We start from the raw sequence: 16,345 nt of genomic DNA on the forward strand, positions 1-16,345 counted from the left end.
GCTTTGAAAATGAGCATTGTGTACAAAAAAAAGCCTGTCATCATTTGATAAAAACTGATGACAGGCTGATAAACAAGTTAAGTATTATGACTTATGCTTTATCTTTAGCGATCTCTACACCAATTCCTTTTCCCTTGTGAGTGGCATACTGCAGCGCATCCAGCACATCTTTTTCATAGCTGCGATCTACTTCAAAAAAAGAGAAATTGTTCAGAATTTCTATCTGTCCGATTTTAACATCCTCATCCGGCATATGCTTATTAACCATACCGATAATAACCTTAGGAGACATCTTATCTTTTTTGCCCATGTTCATAAAAAAACGTGAGAAAGTAGATCCATTCGTTTGTGCCCCTTTCTTGGGCTTGCGATCACGCTTTTCCTTACGGTCTTTCTTTCCTTTGTCTGCAGAGAATGAAGCATTCAGGTCAGGAGAGTTTTTATAATGCTCCAGCATCTGGTTAAACTCCATAGAAACGAAGTGCTTGATCAGGTCATCTTTATCCAGCCAGGAAAGCTTGCTGATAATTGCAGGCAGAAACTGCTCTATTTCAGGGTTTACGTCAACTTTTTCTACTTTATCTATCAGCGTAAAGAGTTGCTTTTCGCAAATGTCTCTACCACTGGGCACAGGCTTCTGTTCAAATTTTTTATTGACGGTTCTCTCTATTTGTTTGAGCTTACCTTTATCTCTCCCATGCACCAATGTCAGACAGATACCACTTCTGCCAGCCCTACCGGTTCGACCACTACGGTGTACATATACTTCCGGATCATCGGGGAGGCTATGATTGATCACATGTGTCAGATCATTAACATCCAGGCCACGGGCAGCTACATCGGTAGCAATGAGGAGTTGTAAATTCTTCCTACGGAAGCGATTCATAACCACATCGCGTTGTGCCTGTGATAAGTCTCCATGCAGCGCATCAGCATTATAACCATCTTTCATCAGGTGATCGGCAATTTCACGCGTATCATTACGAGTACGGCAAAATACGATGCCATACATATTGGGATTGATATCCACAATACGCTTCAGCACCTCATAGCGATCTTTGGCATGTACCGGAATAAACTGATGCTGGACATTGTCCGCACCGGCATTACGCTTACCCACGCTAATTTCTTCCGGCTGGTGCATGTACTTCTCGGCAATCGCCATCATCTCTTTAGGCATGGTGGCAGAGAAGAGCAATGTCTGCTTATCCTGTGGGGTATTTCCCAAGATAGCATCCAGTTCATCCTTAAAACCCATAGATAACATCTCATCGGCTTCATCCAATACAAGGTGACTAATGTTTTCTACTTTAAGTTTTTTACGTTTAATCAGGTCAAGCACTCGCCCAGGTGTCCCCACAACAATCTGAGCACCGTCTTTGAGTTGCTTCATTTGTTTGGCAATATCTGCCCCACCATAGACTGGCACCACGTTAAGCGTTTTCAGGTATTTAGAGAAAGTAGCCAGGTCATTTGAAATCTGTAGGCAAAGCTCTCTTGTAGGGGATAATATTAATGCCTGTGTAACGTCATTATGTTCATCAACTTGCTGAATGATAGGCAGACCAAAGGCAGCTGTTTTACCAGTACCGGTCTGTGCAAAAGCAATCAGGTCATTTTCGGAATTCAGGACGAAAGGTATGGCTTGTTCCTGTATAGGAGTGGGTTCTTCAAATTTTAGCTCACTTAGTGATTGTAAAATTTCCTCGCGCAAACCCAGCGCATCAAATCTTGTCATTAAAAACTATTATGTGTGTACGGGCGCAAAAGTAGGTAAAAGAAATAAGCTTTACGCACCGCTGCACCTAAATATATCATCATGTAGCAACATAATACAGTAGTAGGCAGTTCCTCCAAGCTATTTTATTTCCTAAAAACTATTGGAAGTGTAGTCTGTTGGGATAGTGTACAGCAAAATTTTTTTTAACTAATACAGGCTTATTTTTATGAAGCAAAAAAACATACTGATAGTCGGTTATAATGAGTTTAATTTACAAGAACTTAACACCATTGAAGATGCTGAGGCTTACCATTTTATTCCCATGTTCAGGTCTGGCATTCAGAAGAGTGAGGATATACAGATTAAAAAATTAGTTGATGAAGCCAGGAAGGAAATAGAAAAAGAGGATCCCCCTATTGATGCGATCATCAGCTTTTTTGATTTTCCTTTCACCCTGATTGCCTTTTTGCTCTGCGAAGAATACGGTTTAAAAGGGCCGACACTCGTACAGGGACTTAAGTGTGAACATAAATACTGGAGCAGGCAGGAACAGCATAAAGCAATTCCTGAGAATATTCCAGCTTTTGATGCAGTCAACCCATTTGAGCCTGGTCCATTTGAGGAACTTAGTGTAAATCCTCCTTTCTGGATCAAACCGGTTAAAGCATTTAGCTCTCAGCTAGGTTTTAAAATTGAAAACAAGGCCGATTACGAAAACTGTATGCCTACTTTTCGGGAAGAAATAGGAAGGCTGGCAGAACCTTTCAATTTTTTTCTGGAAAAAGCTGACCTTCCTGAAGACATACGTAAAGTAGATGGCAACTACTGCCTGGCAGAAGGACTTATTGGCGGACATCAATGCACTATATCCGGCTATGTATACAATCATGAAGTGTATAGCTATGGCCTGATTGACTCGGTTAGATATCCGAACTCTCCTTCATTCTTTTACTATCTGCTACCCAGTACGCTCCCCTCAAGGGTGCAACAAAGAATGGATGAAATCAGCCGTAGGGTAATGAAGCAGATAGGTTTTAATAATTCGCCCTTCAACATAGAGTATTTTTATGATGAAGAAAAAGATAAAATTTATCTGCTGGAGATCAATCCTCGCATGTCACAGTCGCATAGTGACATGTATGATAAAACCAGAGGACATTCTAACCATCAGGTTCTGGTCAAGCTGGCACTGGGAGAAAAACCGCACTTCAAAGAACTGCAAGGTAAATATGAATATGCCGCTAAATTTCAGTACAGGGTATTTGAGGATGGTGTGGTAGAAAGTATACCCGATGAAGAGAAAATCAGACTGATAGAGGAAAAGTATGATGATACGACCATCAAAATTGATGTTGAAGAAGGACAACGCTTATCTGAACTTCCTCTTCAGGATAATCATAGCTATGCGTTGGGCGTAGTGATGACCGGTGCCCAAGCGAAGGAGGCACTACTTGAAAAATATTACCAGATCATTGAAGCAATTGATATCAAAATAAAATAACCAGAGTATGCAGGAAGTGAAGGAATTCCCCCATGCATTTGAAGAAATTGAAAACACCTGGATTCCCATGCCTGATGGCATTCGCTTAGCTGCCCGCATGTGGATCCCCGAAAAAGCTCATGATGAGCCTGTACCTGCGATTTTTGAATATATCCCTTACCGGAAACGGGATTTCAAAAGAGTCAGAGATGAGATCAACCATCAGTACTTTGCAGGTTATGGATATGCTTGCATCCGGGTAGATATTCGCGGCAGCGGAGATTCTGAGGGAGTACTTGAAGACGAGTATCTGGAGCAAGAGTTATCGGATGGAGAGCACATCATCCAGTGGCTCAGTGAGCAAAGCTGGTGCAATGGCAACGTAGGAATTATTGGCATCTCCTGGGGTGGATTTAATGGATTACAGCTTGCGGCACGCCAGCCTGAAGCACTTAAGGCAGTGATTACCGTATGCTCTACTGATGACCGCTACAAAGACGACGTCCATTACATGGGAGGCTGCATGCTGGGAGATAACCTCTCCTGGGCCTCGGTCATGTTTGCCAAAAACAGCCTCCCTCCAGACCCTGAGATCGTAGGAGATCGGTGGAAAGAAATGTGGATGCAACGACTGGAAGGCAGCGGACTCTGGCTGGAAAAGTGGCTGCGTCATCAGGCCAGAGATGAGTACTGGGCGCATGGCTCCATCTGTGAAGATTATAGCGCTATAAAAATACCCGTACTGGCTGCCAGCGGTTGGGCAGATGGCTATACCAATGCTGTGTTTCGCCTTATGGAACACTTAGACGTGCCTCGCATGGGTTTAGTAGGCCCATGGAGCCATAAATACCCAAACATGGGGGTGCCCGGTCCTGCCATAGGTTTCTTACAGGAAAGTATCCGTTGGTGGGATCAGTGGCTGAAAGGTGACGAAACAGGGATCATGGATGAACCTATGCTAAGAGTCTGGATGCAGGAAAGCATGCCACCCAGTACGCAATATGAAAATCGTCCCGGCTATTGGGTGGGGATGAAGGAGTGGCCTTCCCCTATCATTGAAAATAAAAATTTCACCCTCAACCAGGAGCATCTTTTACTGGAGCAGCACACAGAAAAAGAATCGCAGCAGGCTTCAGTTCCCATGAGCGTCAGGTCCCCCCTGAGACTGGGGCTTTTTGCGGGTAAATGGTGTTCTTATAATGCTCCACCGGATTTGCCCAGCGACCAGAGAGAAGAAGACGGCGGGGCCTTGGTTTTCCAGAGCGAAGTGCTTTCTCAGGATCTGGAAGTACTGGGAGCCACCTCCCTGGACCTGATGTTGGAAGCTGATGAGCCAGTGGCTTATGTGGCAGTGCGGCTCTCAGATGTAGCGCCTGACGGCAAAGCGACCAGAGTGACCTATGGTCTCAAGAACCTGGCACACCGTCATGGACATGCAAATCCGGAGCAATTAGTGCCGGGAAAAAAGTATAGGGTCAATTTGCAATTGAATGAGTGTGCTCATGTATTTCCCCAAGGTCATCGGTTTCGAATATCTATTTCCACCTCCTACTGGCCACTGGCCTGGACTCCTCCGGAGGTGGCTACTGTCTGGCTGTACCCTGAGGAAAGCGATATTAAGTTACCGGTAAAAATTAAGAGTGGCATTACTGACCTTAAATTTCCTGCTCCGCAAGGGGCACAACCTACTTCAACTGTGAAATTGCTCCGTAATGGTGATGAAAAGTGGCAGGTGATCCGGGATCTGGTAGACGATAAATCTACGCTCTGGGTACTGAAAGATAGCGGAACCCAAAAAATTGAGGAAATAGATTTACAGATGTCAGACTGTAGTGAGGAAAAGTATAGTATCATCAATGATGATCTATCTACTGTAAGAGGAGAAACCTGGAGCAAAACCCAGTTGGAAAGAGCAGACTGGAATATCCATACCAAAACTCATACTACCCTTACTTCTGACAAAGACTACTTTTACATTCATGCTACTTTAGATGCGTACGAAGGGCAGTCACGTATCTTCTCTAAAAACTGGCATGAAAAGATTCCTAGGCACTTATTATAGCAGGCACAAAAGGTTTCTTGCATGCAAAAATCAAAGGCTACCCGAAGGTAGCCTTAATTGTAGGTTATGAAGTGTAAAATCTTAAGCGTAATTATTAAGCATTACCGGCATTACCAGCATCAAAATATCCTCATCAGATTCTGTATCCTTAGGCACAATCAAACCAGCACGGTTTGGAGCAGAAAGTTTAAGAATAACCTCATTTGAATCTAGGTTATTTAACATCTCTATCAGGAAGCGAGCATTAAAGCCTATTTCTATATCTTCTCCATCATGCTCACAACTTAATTGTTCATTTGCCTCATTAGAGAAGTCCAGATCCTCCGCTGAAATATGAAGCTCATTTCCTGCAATTTTCAGCCTTACCTGATGGGTGGTTTTGTTGGCATATATCGCTATACGCTTCAATGAACTTAAGAACTCAAGGCGGTTAATCACCATTTCGTTTTTGTTATCCTTAGGGATTACATTCTCATAATCCGGATAGCGCTCATCAATCAGGCGGCAAATCAGCTGGATATTATTAAACTTAAAGAAAACGTTAGAAGCATTGAATTGCACATTAACCGGCACCCTATCCGTGGGCAATGTGGTTTTCAGTAAACTCAATGCCTTACGAGGAATGATAAGTGAGGTTTTGTTAGATGAATGTACATCTGAACGCAAATAACGAATCAGGCGATGACCATCAGTGGCTACAAAAGTACTATTATCATCCTTTAAGTTAACATACACACCTGTCATAGCCGGGCGCAATTCGTCTGTACTGGTGGCAAAGAGGGTATTACTTACTGCACTAGAAAGCACATCTGAAGGAATTTCAACATCATAACCATCTTCTACCTTTGCTATGCTGGGGAAATCGGTGGCATTTTCTCCGGATAATCTGTATTGTCCGTTGGCAGAGTGAATTTCTATGTTATAAGATGAACTATCAATGGTAAAAGTTACTGGCTGTTCAGGAAGATTTTTGAGCGTGTCAATTAGGATACGAGCCGGAACAGCGATACTTCCACTCTCTTCAGCATCAACTTCCATCTCAGTAATCATGGAAGTCTGCAGGTCAGAGGCGGTAATGGTCAGCTTACCGCTACTCACCTCACAGAGGAAGTTTTCCAGTATAGGCACTACCGGATTGGAAGCAATTACTCCGTTGACAGCAGATAATTGCTTTAGCAAAGCGGAGGAAGAAACGACAAACTTCATAATACAAGAGTACTTAAAATCAACAAATTAACGCTAAGTTCTTAAACTAATATTTTAATGGGTAAATATATAAATTTATATGAGAAGATTGACCTGCCCAACAAATTAAAACAATTGTCTTCTTTAGCAGCTATTTTTTTTATAAAATAAAAGCCCGGCATTTTCATACCGGGCCTTGACTGATCTAAATTATCTTTTCTGTTTACTCACTAACCGAAATACGTTTGAAAGCAATAACTTTCATGCCTTTGTTAACGCTATCCAGGTACTGAGCTACACTCATACTTGGATCTTTAACATAGGCCTGATTCACTAAAGTGTTGTCTTTATAGAATTTGTTAAGCTTACCCTGAGCAATTTTTTCAATGATATTTTCAGGCTTACCTTCAGCTTTAGCCTGATCACGCCCAATTGTCAATTCACGCTCAATGGTGGCCTGATCTACTTCATCCTTATCAAGTGCGACGGGGTTCATGGCAGCAATCTGCATACCTACATCACGTCCTGCTTCTTCTGCATCCCCACCGGTATTCTCCAATGCTACCAGTACTCCCAAACGGTTTCCAGCGTGGATATAAGAGACTACCATTTCGCCAGTAAGCCTTTCGTATGCACCGATGTCTATTTTCTCACCTATTTTACCAACCAATTCAGTCAGTTTTTCTTCTACAGTAAGATCACCAAGCTTCAGCTTTTGAAGTTCATCTACATTAGCTGGCTTCTCATTGAAAGCTACATCAAGGATAGCATTACCCGCCTGCTGAAATTCTTCATTTTTGGCTACGAAGTCAGTCTCACAATTGAGTGAGATCATTACAGCTTCCTTAAGATCATCACTTGATTTGACAAATACAGTTCCTTCATTTGTTTCGCGGTCGGAGCGAGAGGCTGATATTTTTTGTCCCTTCTTTCTAAGGATCTCTACTGCTTTATCAAAATCGCCATCTGCTTCAACCAGAGCCTTTTTGCAGTCCATCATTCCGGCTCCTGTCATCTGGCGGAGCTTATTTACATCTTTTGCAGTGATAGCCATAACAGAATATTTTTTCTAGGTTTTATGAATTGTGTTAATTACTGTCTTTCTTATATAAAAAAAGAACATCGAGCTAAGGCCGATGTTCGTATGTATAAGATATTTTACAGGAGTTTACTCTTTTGATCCTGAGTCTTTTGGCTCAAGCTCTTCCTGCTCGTCAGCTTTCTTCTTCTGGTTTTCTTCTTCCTTCAGTTTAGCTTCCTCTTTTTGCTGCTTGCGCTCTATTAAACCCTCCTCTACTGCTTTACCCATATGCTTCACAATCAGCGATATAGATTTGTAAGCGTCATCATTCGCGGGAATAGGATACTGAACTTCGTTAGGGTCAGAATTTGTATCAACAATTCCAATCACTGGAATATTCAATTTCTGAGCTTCTTTGATAGCGATATGCTCACGCTTAATATCTACTACAAACAGCGCTGCAGGAAGACGAGTAAGGTCGGCAATACCTCCCAGAACTTTTTCCAGCTTATCTCTTTCTCTGGACATCATCAGGCGCTCACGCTTCGCCAGGTTCAGATAAGCTTCTTCTTTGGTAAGCTTATCAATAGAAGACATCTTACGTAAAGACTTACGTATGGTAGCGAAGTTAGTCATCATACCCCCCAACCAGCGGTCGGTTACGTAAGGCATTCTAAGGCGTTTTGCTTCTTCAGATACTACCTCTTGCGCTTGCTTTTTGGTAGCTACAAACATCACCTTACGACCAGATTTTACAATCTGCTTCATAGCATTGGCTGCATCATCAAGACAAACCAATGTTTTGTTAAGGTCTATAATATGTATCCCGTTTCTCTCCATAAATACATAGGGAGCGATTTTCGGATTCCACTTACGGGTAAGGTGTCCAAAGTGAACACCAGCATCTAATAAGTCTTTATATTCTAATTTTTCCATGCTATTGATTTTGTTGAGTTACTCAATTAGGAGCTCGTTAGGGCACAAACTCGAGTAATCACAAAAATTAAGTTTAAAATAATATCTATCGTTTACTGAACTGGAATGCTCTTCTTGCTTTCCTACGGCCGTACTTCTTACGCTCCACCATACGAGGGTCACGAGTCAGGAAGCCTTCTTTCTTAAGTGATGGGCGGTGCTCATCATCATTGCTTACCAAGGCACGTGACACAGCCAGACGAATTGCTTCTGCCTGTCCTTTTACCCCTCCTCCGCTTACAATGATTTTCAGATCATAGCTCCCATCCTGCTCAGTCAGCGTGAGGGGCTGTTTCACGATGGTTTGCAGAATTTCTGAAGGGAAATACTGTTCTACAGGTTTTTTGTTGATTACAATCTTACCGTTACCAGGCTGCATGTACAGTCTGGCTACTGAAGTTTTGCGTCTACCAATTGTATTAATAACTTCCATAGATGGGATTCAGGCTTATAGGTGACTTAAATCTAGTTTTTGTGGCTGCTGAGCTTCATGAGGATGCTCTGATCCTTCATAAATATGCAGGTTTTTAAATACTTCTCTTCCCAAACTGTTTTTAGGAAGCATGCCTTTAATGGCCTTTTCAATTACGCGAGTAGAAGATTTTTCCATCTCTTCACGAGGTGTAGAAAAACGCTGACCTCCGGGATACCCTGTATGGCGGATATACTCCTTAGCATCTATCTTCTTACCAGTCAAACGCAGGCTGTCAGCATTGACAATAATTACTTTGTCACCACAATCTACGTGAGGCGTAAAACTAGGCTTGTGCTTTCCTCTTAAAATTTTAGCCACTTCACTGCACAAACGGCCCAGTGGAGCGTCACCGGCGTCAACGATGTGCCACTTCTTTTCTACTGTTGACTTGTTAGCCGATACCGTTTTATAACTTACAATATCCAATTTTATGTTATTTTTAGGTTCATCAAACCAATACTATTACACCTTTTTCTAAAAAGAACACAAAGGTAGCGGGTATTTCCATTAAATGCAACACGCCCTCTAGCTTTTCTCAAGATTAGCTTAACTTTTCTAATTGCTTCAGGACAACAGCAAAGTCTTTAGCGTAAGGCGCTTTTACAGAAACGTTCTCTTTGTTTAATAGTTCAAAACTGATCGCTTGGGCATGTAGCGCTACTCTTTTGATCAGAGGCAACTCTTCGGCATCCTTTTTCAGGTTATAATTTTTTTTCAGTTCCGACAAATAAAAGGGCTTACCACCATACTGCTCATCTCCACTAATAGGAGCTCCCATTGCCGATAAGTGTACCCTAATCTGATGCATACGCCCAGTCACAGGCTGGCATTCTACCAAGGTATGTTTCCTGTAAGCTTTTAGGGTATTTACGTAGGTCAGCGCCTCTTTTCCGTCTCTTTTACTGATTTTTACCACACCTTTACTTGTCGCATGTATTGGCAGGTCAATTTTTATTTCATTGTAATCATGAATACCGTCGCAAACAGCATGGTATATCTTTTTGACCTTACGATGCTCAAACTGCATTGAGGCAGACCGGTAAGCTTCCGGGTTCTTAGCAATCAGCAGTGCTCCTGAAGTTTCTTTATCAAGTCGATGACAAACCTGTGCATCTGCCACATAATCACGCGCCATTGCGATGATGCTAATATCATCATGACGATCATCCAGGGTGGACACAAATGCGGGTTTATTGATCAAGACATAATCGTCATTCTCGAATAATATCAGATCACTGAAGCTAACTTTATATAATTGTTGTATAGCCTGTGCGGCGTATGATTGACGTGATTCCATATCCATATGACTAAAAATACGAGCTGAGGGTTACAGTAAATCGCAGAAACATTAAGCCATGGCTTACTATGTCTGCTCTTCATCCTCAACATCCATGTACTCTTCTACTTTATCTTTGTTCCCTACCGGAAGCTTAAAACTGAAAACAGACCCTCTATCAACTTCGCTTGATACCCTTACCTTAGAATGATGCAGTTCAATGATGTGCTTTACTATCGCAAGCCCCAGGCCGGTACCTCCTTTATTTTTGGAGCGGCTCTTTTCTACTCTATAAAAACGCTCAAAAATACGGTCAATGTCTTCAGGAGGAATCCCTCTTCCGTAGTCTTTCACATACACCACTACATTACGCTCTTCTATCTTAAAATATACTTCTACTGCCCCGTCTTTCTTGGTGTATTTAATAGCATTGCTGATAAGGTTTACCAGCACTTGGTAGATACGCTGATGATCGGCAAATACATAGGTAGAGGTTTGCTGCCTGAGAACCATCTCAATATTTTTCTTTTCTGCTTCGCTCTCAAACTGTTCAAAAACTTCTTTTACCATCAGAGAAATATCAAAATGCTCATAATTCATTTTAATATCTCCGGTTTCCATTTGCGAGAGGGTAAGCAGGTCTTGCACCAGCATATCCAGACCATCCAGGCTTTTTCCCGCTTTTTTCAGAAATTTGTAGCGCACCTTTTTGTTTTCCATGGCTCCATCCAGTAGCGTATGGACAAAACCCTGGGCAGCGAAAATAGGCGTCTTTAACTCATGGGATACGTTGGCGACAAACTCCCTTCTAAACTCTTCCATCTTCTTCAGGTCGTTGATCTCTTTTTGCTTATTGGCAGCATACTCAAAGATCTCTTCATTGATCTGTTTCAGAGGGTTTAAAGCTCGTTTGCGCTTCCTTTCTCCTACAAAAGACAGGTCTTTACGTTTAAGTTTATCCAGCACATGATAAATCTTGTTGATCTCTCTAAAAATTAAAAATTCCAGGCTAATATTAATAAGTATGTAGGAAGAGGAAAAAGAAAGTATCAGCGCCACCATTAATGCGGTTAAACTAACTCCCTCTACCAATGATAAAAAAGCAGTGGTGACGATTGAAATAGAAATACCTAATAAAAAAGCAACACCTCTCGCATTGACCAACATACTATAGAATTTTGATCACTATTCTTCCACACCAAACTTATAGCCTACCCCTTTGACGGTGGCGATATACTGACTGCCCACTTTCTCGCGCACCTTACGAATATGAACATCTACTGTGCGGGCAAGTACATATACGTCGGCACCCCATATATTTTGTAAGAGGTCATCACGGCTATGCACTTTATCAGGATTTTGGGCAAGGAAATAAAGCAGTTCAAATTCCTTCTTAGGCAGGCTTACCTGTTCGTCATTTACAGTAACCATATAACTGGTTCTATCAATCGTAAGTCCGCCGATGGTAATTTTATCACTTTTCTGCTTTTTCTTGGCTTCTCTCCTAAACATCGCACTGATACGGCTCATCAGAGCACGGGGCTTGATAGGCTTTGTAATATAATCATCAGCCCCGGTATCAAAGGCTGCCACCTCTGAGTATTCTTCAGAACGCGCTGTTAGGAATACAATATAAGTATTATAGAGTTCCGGGTTTTCGCGCAATTGCCGGCAAGTTTCCACACCATCCTGATTGGGCATCATGATATCCAGAAGAATCAAATCTGGTAAAAAGTTAGCGGCAATTTCTACCGCTTTTTTTCCATTGGTAGCCGTCTTTACCTTATATCCTTCTTTCGCCAGGTTATATTCCAGCAGGTCTAAGATATCGGGTTCGTCATCTACCACAAGCACTTTGTGCTGCTTGCTTGCCATAAGGTTTAAGATAAAGGTTTAATTATCAACAATTTGCTCGTAGTACAAAAGTCATAATTTGAAATCAAAAATAAAGACAAAAAACAGGAATAAAAAATAAGAAATCCATAGACTGATTTCAACCCTTGACAGTATCTTCAAACGCTTGTTTCCAAAAGGAAATGAACGGAAAAGTACAAATAGTGTAGTGCTAAGCCTGGAAGGTGTAAGCGTAATTCGCAAAGAAATTCCACAGCACAACTATGCCGATGGCAAAAAACTTTGAGAGATAAAAATTATGTTCTTTTTTGCCATGCAGAAAGAACACGATAAGGTTATTGATACCCAAACCAATGACTCCTATGACCATAAATGAAAGATACTGTTTCAGCAAATGTGGATCGTTACTATGAAATGTCCAGTGTCTGTTCAGAGCGTAATTCATACTGGTAGCTATGATAAAGGCAGTACTATTTGCCAAATACTTGCGCCAATGCATCTTTTCCTTCAATATCCAGGTGATGAAGAAGTCCAGAGACACTCCCAGTACCCCTACCATACAAAAATGTAAAAATTGAATAAATACAGGCTGGTCTAAATAAGCATACATTTTGCAGTATTTTTATTTAAATTTAGCAATAATATATACTAAAGACCAAATAGTTAAATTTTTAATTGCTAAAATAAATACCTACTCTTAACTGTCAGCACTTTCCTTTGCAAAGTATACATCTCAATTTGTGAGCTCGTACGCATAAATACCCTTTAACAATCTTCTTAAGGCGGCAAAAGATTCAGTAAGTTCGGAGCAAGTTTTTATCTTTGCGAAAGCTTAACATTTTTAGACTGAATTATTTATGTCGCTCTCTAGCAAATACAACCCACAGGCCGTTGAGGACAAATGGTACCAACAGTGGATGGACAAGAAATTTTTCCATTCAACCCCTAAGCCTGATAAAGAACCATATTCCATCGTCATCCCTCCGCCCAATGTAACTGGAGTACTTCATATGGGCCATATGCTCAACAATACTATACAGGATGTACTGGTGCGCAAGGCTCGTATGGAGGGTAAAGAAGCCTGCTGGGTGCCGGGTACCGATCACGCATCTATTGCCACTGAAGCTAAAGTAGTGGCTATGCTGAAAGAAAGAGGCATCAAAAAGCATGACATCAGTCGTGAAGAATTTCTTCAATATTCCTGGGAGTGGAAAGAAAAATATGGCGGGATTATTCTTGAGCAGCTGAAAAAGCTGGGAGCTTCCTGCGACTGGGACCGCACCCGCTTCACGATGGAAGACCATATGTCGGAATCGGTGATCAAGGTTTTTGTAGATTTCTATAATAAAGGTTACATCTACCGTGGCTATCGCATGATCAACTGGGACCCACAGGGAAAGACCGCCCTGGCCGATGACGAAGTGATTCATAAGGATGTAAACTCCAAGCTTTACTATGTAAAATATCAGATTGAGGGTGAAGATAAGTTTGTCATCATCGCTACTACCCGCCCGGAAACGATACTGGGAGATACTGCGGTCTGTATTAATCCTGAAGACGAACGTTATCGTCATCTGAGAGGAAAAAGAGTAATTGTTCCGCTGGTCAATCGCGCTGTGCCGGTAATTGAAGATGAGTATGTGAGCATGGAGTTTGGTACCGGCTGCCTGAAGGTTACGCCGGCCCACGACCCCAACGACTATGAGCTGGGCATTAAGCACAAGCTGGAGACACTGGATGTGATGAACGAGGATGGTAGCATGAGCGACGCTGCGCAGTTTTTCGTAGGAGAAGATCGCTTCATCGTCAGAAAAAAGATTGCCAAAGAAATTGACAAGCTGGGCCAGCTGGAAAAAGTAGAAGATTACAAAAATAGTGTAGGCTTCTCCGAAAGAACCGATGCTGTGGTGGAACCCCGACTATCTGAGCAGTGGTTTGTGGCGATGAAAGAACTCACCAAACCCGCGCTGGAGCACGTACTAAATGATGATGTGCAGCTACACCCCCCCAAGTTCAAGAACATGTACCGCTCCTGGATGGAAAATGTGCGCGACTGGTGTATCTCCCGTCAGCTGTGGTGGGGACAGCGCATCCCTGCTTATTATCTTCCTGATGGTGAATTGGTAGTGGCTGAAACACCAGAAGAAGCGCTGAAGCTGGCGCAGGAACAAAGTGGCGATTCCTCCTTGACTTCAGAAGACTTGCGCCAGGACGAAGATGTGCTGGACACCTGGTTTTCTTCCGGCCTCTGGCCTATCACAGTTTTTGACGGTATCCGTAATCCCGATAATGAGGACATCAATTACTATTATCCTACCAATGACCTGGTGACTGCACCGGAAATTCTTTTCTTCTGGGTAGCCCGCATGATCATTTATGGCTACGAATACCGTCAGGAAAAGCCTTTCCGCAATGTGTACCTGACCGGGATAGTGAGAGATAAGCTGGGCCGCAAAATGTCCAAATCCCTGGGCAACTCACCTGATCCGCTGGAACTGATCAAAGACTATGGCGCGGATGGAGTCCGTACCGGAATGTTGTTTAGCTCACCGGCAGGCAATGACCTATTGTTTGATATCAAACTCTGTGAGCAAGGCCGTAATTTTGCCAACAAAATATGGAATGCTTTCCGTCTGGTAAAAGGCTGGGAAGTAGAAGGTGAGCGAACCAATGAGCAAAATAGCACAGCGATCGCCTGGTTTGAAGCCAAATATAATCAGGCACTGATAGAACTGGAAGATCATTTCTCCAAATTCCGAATCTCAGATGCTTTGCAGGTAGTGTATAAGCTGGCATGGACTGACTTCTGTTCATGGTACCTGGAAATGATCAAGCCCGAAGACAGGCAGATAGATCAGATGACCTATGATGCTACCATCCGTTTCTTTGAGAAGATGATGAAAATACTGCATCCTTTTATGCCTTTCCTAACTGAAGAAATCTGGCATGAGATCAAAGTACGTACAGAAAACGACTATCTAATTGTAGCCCCCTGGCCGGAAGCAGATACTTCCGAGAGCCGCCTTGACGCTGATCAAACATTAGTCAGCAATGGTCAGGTAGCCATTGATATCATCAGTAATCTGCGTAATGTAAGAAGCAGTCGTGGTATTGCAAACAAACAGCCTCTGGAACTCAGCGTTCGTACCGATTCTAAAGAGACTTTTGATCAGTTTGGCAGCATTATCCAAAAGTTGGCAAATGTAGAAAGCATCAGTTTTACCGATGATAAAATTGAAGGTGCCGCCAGTTTTATGGTCAATACCCCTCAGGGAAAACCAAATGAATGCTTTGTGCCGCTTGGTGGTGCCGTAGATGCAGAGCAGGAAAGAGAAAGGATGGAAAAAGAACTGGAATACAACCGGGGCTTTCTGGCATCAGTGAACAAAAAGTTGAGTAATGAGCGCTTTGTCCAGAATGCTCCGGAAAAGGTAGTGGCTATGGAACGTAAAAAGCAGGCAGATGCCGAAGCTAAGATCAAAGCACTTGAGGAACAGTTAGCAGCGCTGTAGTATCGCTTATTTTTATCAAATTCCAGCAGATACACTCTCTTTTTTCTAACTAAATTTTCTGAGAAAAACTATAAAAAGTAATATTCACTGCCTTTTCATACATGTTCATTGCTAGAAACTTATAGCGATTGCATAGCTTTTGTGCATAGCTCATGGAATCAAAAAAGATGAGTCTTATGAAAAGAAATGTATATTCTCTAATTTTATTATTTTTTGTTTTTACCGCCTGTGAACAGGTAGATGAGCTTACCAAGTTTAATATGGACTATGACACTTCCATAACCATTCCTTCAACTACCGGGCTTAATCTACCGCTGGACATTTTCACACCAGATGTAAAAACTAACTCAGAATCTACTTTTGGGGTAAATGATACGCGAAAAGATTTAGTAGAAGAGATAAGGTTAAAAACATTAGAGTTGACAATTCAGACGCCTAATGATGCAGATTTCAGCTTCCTGAAAACTATTGACATTTACATAGAGGCTGAGGGTTTACCCAAAGAAAAGATCGCCTGGCATGAGGATGTATCTTCCATCTCAGGAAATATGCTTGCTTTAGAAACCACGGGTATTGATCTGAAAGAATACATTAAACAAGATGAATTCTCTTTGATCACAGAAGTAGTAACTGATGAAGCACTCAGTTCTGATTATACAATTGACGTACATACCATATTTGGAGTGAATGCCAAGATTCTGGGTATTTAGAACTTTGTACTTTTTCCTCTTAATACAAAGCGGCATAATTTATTAAATTGTGCCGCTTTTTTACTTTTCAAGCAA

At 42.0% G+C, this 16,345-nt stretch carries 14 protein-coding genes; 4 read left to right on the forward strand and 10 right to left on the reverse strand.

Translation table 11 applies throughout. The annotated features are described in order from the left end of the window. Positions 1 to 91: 91 nt before the first annotated feature. Entirely contained in the window at positions 92 to 1,738 is a 1,647-nt protein-coding gene (locus OKW21_RS18830) for a DEAD/DEAH box helicase (RefSeq protein WP_277482061.1), read from the reverse strand. Positions 1,739 to 1,946: 208 nt separating this feature from the next. Between OKW21_RS18830 and OKW21_RS18835 the strand changes: the two genes are divergently transcribed. Beyond that, a complete protein-coding gene (locus tag OKW21_RS18835) occupies positions 1,947 to 3,221 on the forward strand; it encodes an ATP-grasp domain-containing protein (RefSeq protein WP_277482063.1) in 1,275 nt (424 codons plus the stop codon). A gap of 7 nt (positions 3,222 to 3,228) precedes the next feature. Continuing rightward, positions 3,229 to 5,262, forward strand: a complete 2,034-nt coding sequence (locus OKW21_RS18840; RefSeq protein ID WP_277482065.1) for a CocE/NonD family hydrolase — start codon at positions 3,229 to 3,231, stop codon at positions 5,260 to 5,262. 81 nt (positions 5,263 to 5,343) lie between these two features. Here the strand turns inward: OKW21_RS18840 and dnaN are convergent, their stop codons facing one another. The 9 genes from dnaN to OKW21_RS18885 form a co-directional block, all read right to left on the reverse strand. Next, complete coding sequence (gene dnaN / locus OKW21_RS18845) at positions 5,344 to 6,468, reverse strand: DNA polymerase III subunit beta (RefSeq protein ID WP_277482068.1); 1,125 nt, start codon at positions 6,466 to 6,468, stop codon at positions 5,344 to 5,346. Positions 6,469 to 6,670: 202 nt separating this feature from the next. Next, entirely contained in the window at positions 6,671 to 7,501 is an 831-nt protein-coding gene (tsf, locus tag OKW21_RS18850) for a translation elongation factor Ts (RefSeq protein WP_277482070.1), read from the reverse strand. A gap of 114 nt (positions 7,502 to 7,615) precedes the next feature. Next, positions 7,616 to 8,404, reverse strand: a complete 789-nt coding sequence (rpsB, locus tag OKW21_RS18855) for a 30S ribosomal protein S2 (RefSeq protein ID WP_277482072.1) — start codon at positions 8,402 to 8,404, stop codon at positions 7,616 to 7,618. Positions 8,405 to 8,489: 85 nt separating this feature from the next. Beyond that, positions 8,490 to 8,876, reverse strand: a complete 387-nt coding sequence (rpsI, locus tag OKW21_RS18860) for a 30S ribosomal protein S9 (protein ID WP_277482074.1) — start codon at positions 8,874 to 8,876, stop codon at positions 8,490 to 8,492. A gap of 15 nt (positions 8,877 to 8,891) precedes the next feature. After that, positions 8,892 to 9,344, reverse strand: coding sequence for a 50S ribosomal protein L13 (gene rplM, locus OKW21_RS18865; protein ID WP_277482078.1), 453 nt, complete (start codon positions 9,342 to 9,344; stop codon positions 8,892 to 8,894). Between the two features lie 115 nt (positions 9,345 to 9,459). After that, positions 9,460 to 10,215 carry an RluA family pseudouridine synthase gene (locus OKW21_RS18870; protein WP_277482080.1) on the reverse strand — a complete coding sequence of 252 codons (756 nt, stop codon included), beginning with the start codon at positions 10,213 to 10,215 and terminating at the stop codon, positions 9,460 to 9,462. Positions 10,216 to 10,281: 66 nt separating this feature from the next. Beyond that, positions 10,282 to 11,361, reverse strand: a complete 1,080-nt coding sequence (locus tag OKW21_RS18875) for a sensor histidine kinase (protein WP_277482082.1) — start codon at positions 11,359 to 11,361, stop codon at positions 10,282 to 10,284. An 18-nt stretch (positions 11,362 to 11,379) separates the two neighbouring features. Then, on the reverse strand, positions 11,380 to 12,069 hold the full coding sequence (locus tag OKW21_RS18880; RefSeq protein ID WP_277482084.1) for a response regulator transcription factor: 690 nt from the start codon (positions 12,067 to 12,069) through the stop codon (positions 11,380 to 11,382). 190 nt (positions 12,070 to 12,259) lie between these two features. Further along, positions 12,260 to 12,658, reverse strand: coding sequence for a GtrA family protein (locus tag OKW21_RS18885; RefSeq protein ID WP_277482086.1), 399 nt, complete (start codon positions 12,656 to 12,658; stop codon positions 12,260 to 12,262). A gap of 247 nt (positions 12,659 to 12,905) precedes the next feature. Between OKW21_RS18885 and OKW21_RS18890 the strand changes: the two genes are divergently transcribed. Both OKW21_RS18890 and OKW21_RS18895 read left to right on the forward strand, forming a co-directional pair. Beyond that, a complete protein-coding gene (locus OKW21_RS18890; RefSeq protein ID WP_277482087.1) occupies positions 12,906 to 15,560 on the forward strand; it encodes a valine--tRNA ligase in 2,655 nt (884 codons plus the stop codon). Positions 15,561 to 15,736: 176 nt separating this feature from the next. Next, positions 15,737 to 16,270 carry a hypothetical protein gene (locus tag OKW21_RS18895; protein WP_277482089.1) on the forward strand — a complete coding sequence of 178 codons (534 nt, stop codon included), beginning with the start codon at positions 15,737 to 15,739 and terminating at the stop codon, positions 16,268 to 16,270. Positions 16,271 to 16,345 lie beyond the last annotated feature (75 nt).

The sequence above is a fragment of the Catalinimonas alkaloidigena genome (genome assembly GCF_029504655.1).
GTDB classification, from domain to species: Bacteria; Bacteroidota; Bacteroidia; order Cytophagales; family Cyclobacteriaceae; genus Catalinimonas; species Catalinimonas alkaloidigena.

What these genes read in the sequence shown, in the direction of transcription:
- OKW21_RS18830 (WP_277482061.1), bottom strand. Translation starts at nt 1,738, where the DNA reads ATGACAAGATTTGATGCGCTGGGTTTGCGCGAGGAAATTTTACAATCA.
- OKW21_RS18835 (WP_277482063.1), top strand. Translation starts at nt 1,947, where the DNA reads ATGAAGCAAAAAAACATACTGATAGTCGGTTATAATGAGTTTAATTTA.
- OKW21_RS18840 (WP_277482065.1), top strand. Translation starts at nt 3,229, where the DNA reads ATGCAGGAAGTGAAGGAATTCCCCCATGCATTTGAAGAAATTGAAAAC.
- dnaN (WP_277482068.1), bottom strand. Translation starts at nt 6,468, where the DNA reads ATGAAGTTTGTCGTTTCTTCCTCCGCTTTGCTAAAGCAATTATCTGCT.
- tsf (WP_277482070.1), bottom strand. Translation starts at nt 7,501, where the DNA reads ATGGCTATCACTGCAAAAGATGTAAATAAGCTCCGCCAGATGACAGGA.
- rpsB (WP_277482072.1), bottom strand. Translation starts at nt 8,404, where the DNA reads ATGGAAAAATTAGAATATAAAGACTTATTAGATGCTGGTGTTCACTTT.
- rpsI (WP_277482074.1), bottom strand. Translation starts at nt 8,876, where the DNA reads ATGGAAGTTATTAATACAATTGGTAGACGCAAAACTTCAGTAGCCAGA.
- OKW21_RS18870 (WP_277482080.1), bottom strand. Translation starts at nt 10,215, where the DNA reads ATGGAATCACGTCAATCATACGCCGCACAGGCTATACAACAATTATAT.
- OKW21_RS18875 (WP_277482082.1), bottom strand. Translation starts at nt 11,361, where the DNA reads ATGTTGGTCAATGCGAGAGGTGTTGCTTTTTTATTAGGTATTTCTATT.
- OKW21_RS18880 (WP_277482084.1), bottom strand. Translation starts at nt 12,069, where the DNA reads ATGGCAAGCAAGCAGCACAAAGTGCTTGTGGTAGATGACGAACCCGAT.
- OKW21_RS18885 (WP_277482086.1), bottom strand. Translation starts at nt 12,658, where the DNA reads ATGTATGCTTATTTAGACCAGCCTGTATTTATTCAATTTTTACATTTT.
- OKW21_RS18890 (WP_277482087.1), top strand. Translation starts at nt 12,906, where the DNA reads ATGTCGCTCTCTAGCAAATACAACCCACAGGCCGTTGAGGACAAATGG.
- OKW21_RS18895 (WP_277482089.1), top strand. Translation starts at nt 15,737, where the DNA reads ATGAAAAGAAATGTATATTCTCTAATTTTATTATTTTTTGTTTTTACC.